The organism is Lentzea sp., from assembly GCF_036380075.1.
Classification (GTDB): domain Bacteria; phylum Actinomycetota; class Actinomycetes; order Mycobacteriales; family Pseudonocardiaceae; genus Lentzea.
In genome coordinates this window covers 38,297-45,031 of record NZ_DASVFL010000372.1, presented here as the reverse complement: position 1 = coordinate 45,031, position 6,735 = coordinate 38,297, and the positions used below count along the sequence as shown (strand labels likewise).

General features: G+C 70.9%; 10 protein-coding genes and 1 pseudogene. 9 read left to right on the top strand and 2 right to left on the bottom strand.

Annotated features, from left to right (window positions below; all coding sequences use genetic code 11):
• Positions 1–216: pseudogene (locus VF330_RS39435) on the top strand (ATP-binding protein); the annotation flags it as partial.
• Between the two features lie 25 nt (positions 217–241).
• On the opposite strand, the gene VF330_RS39430 reads toward VF330_RS39435, so the two are convergent.
• Positions 242–604: an STAS domain-containing protein gene (locus VF330_RS39430; RefSeq protein WP_330856853.1), complete on the bottom strand. Its 363-nt coding sequence runs from the start codon at positions 602–604 to the stop codon at positions 242–244.
• Positions 605–746: 142 nt separating this feature from the next.
• Complete coding sequence (locus tag VF330_RS39425; protein WP_330856852.1) at positions 747–1,415, bottom strand: ANTAR domain-containing protein; 669 nt, start codon at positions 1,413–1,415, stop codon at positions 747–749.
• 253 nt (positions 1,416–1,668) lie between these two features.
• Here VF330_RS39425 and VF330_RS39420 point away from each other — a divergent pair, with 253 nt between their 5' ends.
• The 8 genes from VF330_RS39420 (at position 1,669) to VF330_RS39385 (ending at position 6,710) form a co-directional block, all read left to right on the top strand.
• Complete coding sequence (locus VF330_RS39420) at positions 1,669–1,872, top strand: hypothetical protein (RefSeq protein WP_330856851.1); 204 nt, start codon at positions 1,669–1,671, stop codon at positions 1,870–1,872.
• A 106-nt stretch (positions 1,873–1,978) separates the two neighbouring features.
• Positions 1,979–2,560 carry a CDP-alcohol phosphatidyltransferase family protein gene (locus VF330_RS39415; RefSeq protein WP_330856850.1) on the top strand — a complete coding sequence of 194 codons (582 nt, stop codon included), beginning with the start codon at positions 1,979–1,981 and terminating at the stop codon, positions 2,558–2,560.
• Positions 2,561–2,602: 42 nt separating this feature from the next.
• On the top strand, positions 2,603–2,986 hold the full coding sequence (gcvH, locus tag VF330_RS39410; RefSeq protein ID WP_330856849.1) for a glycine cleavage system protein GcvH: 384 nt from the start codon (positions 2,603–2,605) through the stop codon (positions 2,984–2,986).
• A 113-nt stretch (positions 2,987–3,099) separates the two neighbouring features.
• Entirely contained in the window at positions 3,100–3,558 is a 459-nt protein-coding gene (gene garA, locus VF330_RS39405) for a glycogen accumulation regulator GarA (protein WP_030476302.1), read from the top strand.
• A 3-nt stretch (positions 3,559–3,561) separates the two neighbouring features.
• Complete coding sequence (locus VF330_RS39400; protein ID WP_330856848.1) at positions 3,562–4,149, top strand: MerR family transcriptional regulator; 588 nt, start codon at positions 3,562–3,564, stop codon at positions 4,147–4,149.
• A 123-nt stretch (positions 4,150–4,272) separates the two neighbouring features.
• Positions 4,273–4,746: a bifunctional nuclease family protein gene (locus VF330_RS39395; RefSeq protein WP_030468959.1), complete on the top strand. Its 474-nt coding sequence runs from the start codon at positions 4,273–4,275 to the stop codon at positions 4,744–4,746.
• Between the two features lie 333 nt (positions 4,747–5,079).
• Positions 5,080–5,646, top strand: a complete 567-nt coding sequence (locus tag VF330_RS39390; RefSeq protein WP_330856847.1) for a MerR family transcriptional regulator — start codon at positions 5,080–5,082, stop codon at positions 5,644–5,646.
• Positions 5,647–5,759: 113 nt separating this feature from the next.
• Positions 5,760–6,710, top strand: coding sequence for a Clp protease N-terminal domain-containing protein (locus VF330_RS39385; protein WP_330856846.1), 951 nt, complete (start codon positions 5,760–5,762; stop codon positions 6,708–6,710).
• The last annotated feature ends 25 nt before the right edge of the window (positions 6,711–6,735 follow it).

The window sequence follows — 6,735 nt, the reverse complement described above, 5'->3', positions numbered from 1 at the left end:
TCCGGCGTTGTGGCGGTGGTGCGCGGGAACGTGCCCGTGGAGGCCTGCCCGTCGTTGCGGCGGGTCCTCACCACGGCCGCGCGGGGCGGCACCGTGCCGTTGACCGTCGACCTCACCGGGATCGGTGCGGAGACGGGCGGGCTGGAGCCGGCCCTCCGCCAGGTCGCCGAGGCCCTCAGAGCGGCGGGGAACCGCCTCGTGGTCCGGACGGGATAGCCCGGTGCCGTCCGCCGTCGTCGTGTCAGCCGCCCAGGGCGGAGTCCACGGAGTCGCTCACACTGAGCACCTCGCCGAGTCCGGTCGCCTCCAGCGGGCGCGTCACGGCACGCGCGGTCGCGACGACCTTGAGCGCCGTCCCGGCCTTCTGGGCCAGGCGCGCGGCCTCGACCAGCACGGCCAGTCCGGCGGAGCCGAGGAACGTCACGCCGGTCATGTCGATGATGAAGGTGCCGCCGTCGCCGAGGCCGTTCACGAGAGCGTCGCGCAACGTGGGCGCGGACACCATGTCGACCTCACCGGACACGGCGAGCACCGTGACACCGGGCGCCGGCTGCCGAACCGACAGCTCGATCGTCTGCTCCGCTCGCGGGTCCTGCACAGTCACTGATGTACTCCCTCTCACAAACAGGGAGCCGCCACAGCAGCGGCCCCGGTGCGGCTGCTGGCTCAACCGCTGCGGCCCCACCGTACGGGAGGAACCGCTCGACAGGACAGGTCGAGCCACCAGTACCCGGACAATGGTTGGCTCAAACGTGCAGAGCCTCCCAAAGTCTTCGCGCCGTGTCGAAGGCGACAGGCGGGGGAGAGGCGGCCTCACCGGGCCCTTCCTCCAGCTCCCCGCCGACCACCAGCACCAGCGCCGTGGCCACGTCCCGCAGCTTCACGTTGGCGCGCTGGCTCGCCCGCACCAGCAGCTCGAAGGCCTCGCCGGGCGGTCCGCCCCGCGCTCCCATGACCAGGCCCTTCGCCTGCTCGATGTACCGGCGGTGCTGCACCATCCGCACCATCTCGTCGGCCCGCAGCACCTCGCCGGCGCAGAACTCGAGGACGGCGGCCGCGGTCGCGACGAGCGGCTCGACCTCCTCGACGACCTTGAGGTCCTCCAGCCGGGGAGCGTGCGCCAGGTAGACGGTGAGGACGACGGGGCCGCTGTCGCCCCAGCTGCCCGGCACCGCCAGGACTTCCTTGCCGCCGACGCGCCCCGACACCTGCCGTTCGTCGCGGGAGGCCTCGACGAGCGGCCCGTCGCCGCTGTCCAGCTGGGCTTGGTCCAGCTCGGCGGCGACCCCGACGGCCTGCACGAGGACGCCCTCCGGCCACGTGCTCAGGCCCACCCCCTCACAGCCGGGCAGCTGTGAGCACAGGTGGTCCAGCAGCCGGGACAGGAGCTCTGGTCCGAATTTCACCTGGTTCACGCGACGAGGTTAAGCCCGGCCGATCCCGAGTGGACGCCGTGCGGTCGTCGTCGCACGACGAACGGTTGCACAGGCAATCACACGATCTTCTCCCGCGCTTCGGGCCCGAACAGCTCGGCGCGCCGATTGGTCCAGTTAACGCTAAGGACCCAAACAGGACACGTGTTCTGAACCACAGTCGGCCAGAATTCGTTCACAGGGATAACGCCGGAGCCCCGGTTCACGACATCCCTGGTGTCACGGAAGGACCGAGATGACCACCGTCATGGAACCCCAGCCACTGCAGACCGCGCAGCTGCCCACCACGCCGTGCAGCGTCGTGTGGAGCAGGGGTCACGCCTACGTGCTCGAGGGTTTCCGCGCCCGCTGGGTGGGGCGCGACGACCGCGGCCGCCCGCACGCCATCACCGGCGCCGAGATGCAGCGCCGCGGCTGGACGTTCACCCGCACAGCCTGATCCACCCGAAAGACGAACGCCTCCGCGCCGCCCCCGCGACCAGACGCACCGCGTGCCGTGACGCCATCCGGCAGCCCGTGCGCAGTCACTCGTTTAGAGTGCGGGTGTGCGTGATCCGGCTGATCGCCTGCTGACGATTCCGAACCTGCTCAGCGTGCTGCGGCTGGCCGGTGTTCCGCTCTTCCTGTACCTGCTGCTCGGACCCCGCGCGGACGGCTGGGCGCTGCTCGTCCTCGTCTTCGCGGGGCTGTCCGACTGGCTGGACGGCAAGCTCGCCCGGTGGCTCGACCAGATGAGCAACCTCGGCGCGCTGCTCGACCCCGCCGCCGACCGGCTCTACGTGTTCTGCACGCTGCTGGCGTTCGTGATCAGGGACATCGTCCCGCTCTGGGTCGCCCTCGTGCTGGTCGGCCGCGAGGTCGTCGTCGGCCTGTGCCTGCTGGTCCTGCGGCAGCGGGGCTGGGGCACGTTCGAGGTCACCTACCTGGGCAAGGCCGCGACCTTCAACCTGCTCTACGCGTTCCCCCTGCTGCTGCTCGCGCAGGGCGACTCCGGCTGGGCTCAGGTCGCCCTGCCGTTCGCCTACGCGTTCACGGCCTGGGGCGGAGCGCTCTACCTGTGGTCGGCGCTGCTGTACGTCTACCAGTTCTTCCTGGCCCTGCGGGTCACACCTCGCACGGTCGCGTGAAAAGATCACCCCATACAGGTTGAGCACGAGGAGCGCAGTCAGTTGATTCCCGAGGAGCTTCGTTACACCGAGGAGCACGAGTGGGTCGCCAGCACAGGCGAGAACACCGTGCGCGTCGGCATCACCGACTACGCCCAGGAACAGCTCGGTGACGTCGTCTTCGTCCAACTGCCCGAGGTGGGCCACACCGTCTCCGCGGGCGACACGTTCGGGGAGGTCGAGTCCACCAAGAGCGTTTCCGACCTCTACTCCCCGCTCGACGGCGAGGTCGTCGCCATCAACGACGCGTTGGTGCAGGCACCGGACTCGGTGAACACCGACCCCTACGGCGAGGGCTGGATGGTCGAGCTCCGCGTGAGCGACTCCGACGCGCTGGAGGGCCTGCTGGACGCCGACGGGTACAAGGCGTTGGTGGAGAAGGAGTGACGTCGATCTTTCGCCGGATCTTCGGCCGGAAGGGGAGCCGCGCTGAGGGTGGCGACTCGGACGCGATAAGTTTTACCGGAAGTGACGGATCCAGCAGCAGGAGGAGAGCTCAGGTGAGCACGAACGACGGCCCAGGCGTTCCGCCGGAGCAGTCCCCGGAGCGGACCTCCGTCTTCCGGGCGGACTTCCTCCAGGAGATGGAGGGCGGCGCCGAGGCACCCGCCCAGGAGCCGGCCGTTGCCGGTGTTGACGCCCTTCCCGCCGGTTCCGCGCTGCTCGTGGTGAAGCGCGGCCCGAACGCCGGATCCCGGTTCCTGCTGGACCGCGACACGACGAGCGCAGGGCGCCACCCCGACAGCGACATCTTCCTGGACGACGTGACGGTCTCGCGCCGGCACGCCGAGTTCCGCCGGGAGAGCGGCGAGTTCGTCGTCATCGACGTCGGCAGCCTCAACGGCACCTACGTCAACCGCGAGCCGGTCGACCAGGCCGTCCTCGCGAACGGCGACGAGGTCCAGATCGGCAAGTTCCGCCTCGTCTTCCTGACGGGTCCTGGCTCCGCGGGAGCCTGACGCGTGACGGCCGGGCGGCCACAGCGCGGGGTGCTGAGCATCGGGGCGGTGCTCGAACGGCTTCGCCCCGAGTTCCCCGACGTGACCATCTCCAAGATCCGCTTCCTGGAAGCGGAGGGGCTGGTCCGCCCGGCACGCACCGCCTCCGGCTACCGCCAGTTCAGCCCGGCGGACGTCGAGAGGCTGCGGTTCGTGCTGTCCGCGCAGCGCGACAGGTACCTGCCGCTCAAGGTCATCCGCGACCAGCTCGACTCCGCCCCGGTGGACTCGGGCTCCGTGTCGCGCGCGGACCTGCTGGCGAGGACCGGGATGAGCGCCGACCAGCTGACGCAGCTGGAACGCGACGGTCTGCTGCGCCCCGGCCCCGGTGGCCGGTTCACCACCGACGACATCACCGCGCTCCGCACGATCCGGACGATGACCGGGCTCGGCGTCGAGCGCGAGCACCTGCGCGCGGTCCGCGCTGCAGCGGACCACGAGGTCGTCGCGCTGAAGTCGTTCTCGGATCCCGAGACGGTCCGGGAATTGGCTGACCTCTTCACCTCGTTGCACGCGTTGTTGGTGAGAGCGGGTCTGCGTCAATCGTCTTGATCACGTTCAACCCGCAACGATTGAGCACACGGCCCGCTTGGCGGGTAGCGTCGAACGCATACGCCGGGGGATGCTCGGAGTGAGCCGGGTACTCCCCAACGAGTCAGAGGGAGGCGAGACCCGATGAGTGAGATGCGCGTCGTGGGCGTCCGGGTGGAGCTGCCCCAGAACCAGCCGATCCTCCTGCTCCGGGAAACCGAGGGTGAGCGGTACCTGCCGATCTGGATCGGCAGCGTCGAGGCCACGGCCATCGCACTCGAGCAGCAGGGCGTCCGGCCGGCCAGGCCGCTGACGCACGACCTCCTCAAGGACGTCATCGGAGCGCTGGGCCGCAACCTCGAGCAGGTGCGGATCACCGATCTCCAGGAGGGCACGTTCTTCGCCGAGCTCGTGTTCGACGGCGACGTGCGGGTGTCCGCACGGCCCTCGGACTCCGTGGCGCTGGCGCTGCGCGTGGGAGTGCCGATCCACGCCGAGGAGTCGGTGCTCGCCGAGGCGGGCCTGATCATCCCGGACGAGCAGGAGGACGAGGTGGAGAAGTTCCGCGAGTTCCTCGACTCGGTTTCGCCCGAGGACTTCAGGGGAGCGGACACGTAGGAGCACGGCCGGGCGCAGGCATCCGGGTTGTGGTGCCTGTCGCTCTTCGTCTCGCTCGACGCCGTCGTCCTCCGTCGGCGTGTCGCCCCATCGGGCTACTTTCCGCACAATCGGACGGCTAAACGATCACTAAACGTCACCTGAACGTCCTACTTCGGGTGACGCCGTGACTCTCTACTTGAGGTTGAGGGTCGATCCTCCCCGCGCGTCGCGTTGACCTGCCCTCGGAGCGGTCCTACCGTCGAACTCGAGTGGACGTCGCCGGTTCGCGAGAGCTGACGCGGCGGCTTGACGGCCATCGAGTTTCGTGGCCGTTCTCGAGGGGAGGCAGGCGTGGTCGAGGAAGCGCCCTTGAGGGCCGGATCCGGGCAGCAGGGCGAGCTGTTCCCGGACTCCTCGCTGCCGGACGAGCTAGTCGGGTACCGGGGTCCCGCCGCGTGTCAGGTCGCGGGCATCACCTACCGGCAGCTCGACTACTGGGCCAGGACCGGGCTCGTCGCCCCGACGGTGCGGATGGCGCACGGCTCGGGCAGCCAGCGGCTGTACTCGTTCAAGGACATCCTGGTCCTGAAAGTCGTGAAGCGGCTGCTGGACACCGGGGTCTCGCTGCAGAACATCAGGGTCGCCGTCGACCACCTGCGCCGCCGCGGCGTCCAGGACCTGGCGAAGATCACGCTCTTCTCCGACGGCACGACCGTCTACGAGTGCACGTCGCCGGAAGAGGTCGTCGACCTGCTGCAGGGCGGCCAGGGCGTGTTCGGCATCGCGGTGAGCGGTGCGATGCGCGAGATCAGCGGGACCATCCACGAGTTCCCGGCCGAGCGCGCGGACGGCGTCGAGATCGCGCCGCTGACCGAGGACGAGCTGACCCGCCGCCGTCGCGAACGCGCGACGGGCTGACCTTCCCCGGACCGGTTGCCCGCTGACCGGCCCGATCTCCGTGGCCGACCGGCCGTCCCGGGTGGCCGGTCGGCAGAGGCGCACCACCCCCGCCGCTGCCTAGCGTTGCCGGCATGACCCCCACTCCTTCCCCGCAGGTCGTGAAAGTGCTGGCCGCGGCCGTGCAGCGGGCGTTCCGGCTGGAGTTCGGCTTCGTCGGCACCGAGAACCTGCTGATCGCGCTCACCGACACGATCGGTCCCGGCCGCAAGCTGGACGTCCGGTCGCTGCGGGCGCAGGCGATGGCACGGGGGACCGGGCACTGGGCCGGTGGCGACGGCGGTCCCGCCGAGTCGGGACCGGATGTCACGGCGTTGCTGCGCGCCGCCCACCACCACGCACGCGTCGAGACCGAGTTGCCCGCCAGCAGCGCGCTGGACGCCTGTCTCCGCGCGGCGCTCGGCCGGGCCGGCGACGGCGTGCTGACCACGACCCACCTGTCGCTCGCGTTGCTGGCGCTGGACTTCGGCCGCGTCGCGGACCTGCTGGTCGTGCGGCGCGTCGACGTCGAGGCGGTGGCCGCGGCCGTGCGGAAGGCGGCGGAGCCGGAGGAGGCGCCCGCGGTGTGGCTGCTGCGCAAGGCGGGCGCGCTGGAGGGCGAGTCCGGCGGCGGGTACGTGCGCTGGCTGACGAAGCTCGTCGTGCGCGGCCAGGGACTGGGCGGGCCGGTGCTCACCGCGGTGCGCACCGAGGCCGAACGGCTCGCCGTCGCCGGGAAGCGGCCCGTCTCGTCCCGCGACCTGGTGGCCGCCGTGCTGACGCTCGACCACCAGCTGACCGCCGCGGGCCGCAGGCTCCGGCCGGAACTGGAGTCGGGTGGCGCGCGGGCCCTGCGCGAGGCGGGCGTGGACGAGAAGGCACTGCCCGCCGGCGGGTCCGTGGACCGCGCGGTGGAGCGGGCGAAGCTCGTCGCGGCACGGCGCGGGGACGACGTCGTGGGCACCCGGCACCTGCTCGTGGCGCTGCGCGACGACCCGGAGGACCCGGTCGCGGAGGCCCTGAGCGGTCTCGGCGCTGAGACGTAGGTCGCGTCCGTGGGGACTGGCGGGG

What these genes read in the sequence shown, in the direction of transcription:
- VF330_RS39385 (WP_330856846.1), top strand. Translation starts at nt 5,760, where the DNA reads ATGACCCCCACTCCTTCCCCGCAGGTCGTGAAAGTGCTGGCCGCGGCC.
- VF330_RS39395 (WP_030468959.1), top strand. Translation starts at nt 4,273, where the DNA reads ATGAGTGAGATGCGCGTCGTGGGCGTCCGGGTGGAGCTGCCCCAGAAC.
- VF330_RS39420 (WP_330856851.1), top strand. Translation starts at nt 1,669, where the DNA reads ATGACCACCGTCATGGAACCCCAGCCACTGCAGACCGCGCAGCTGCCC.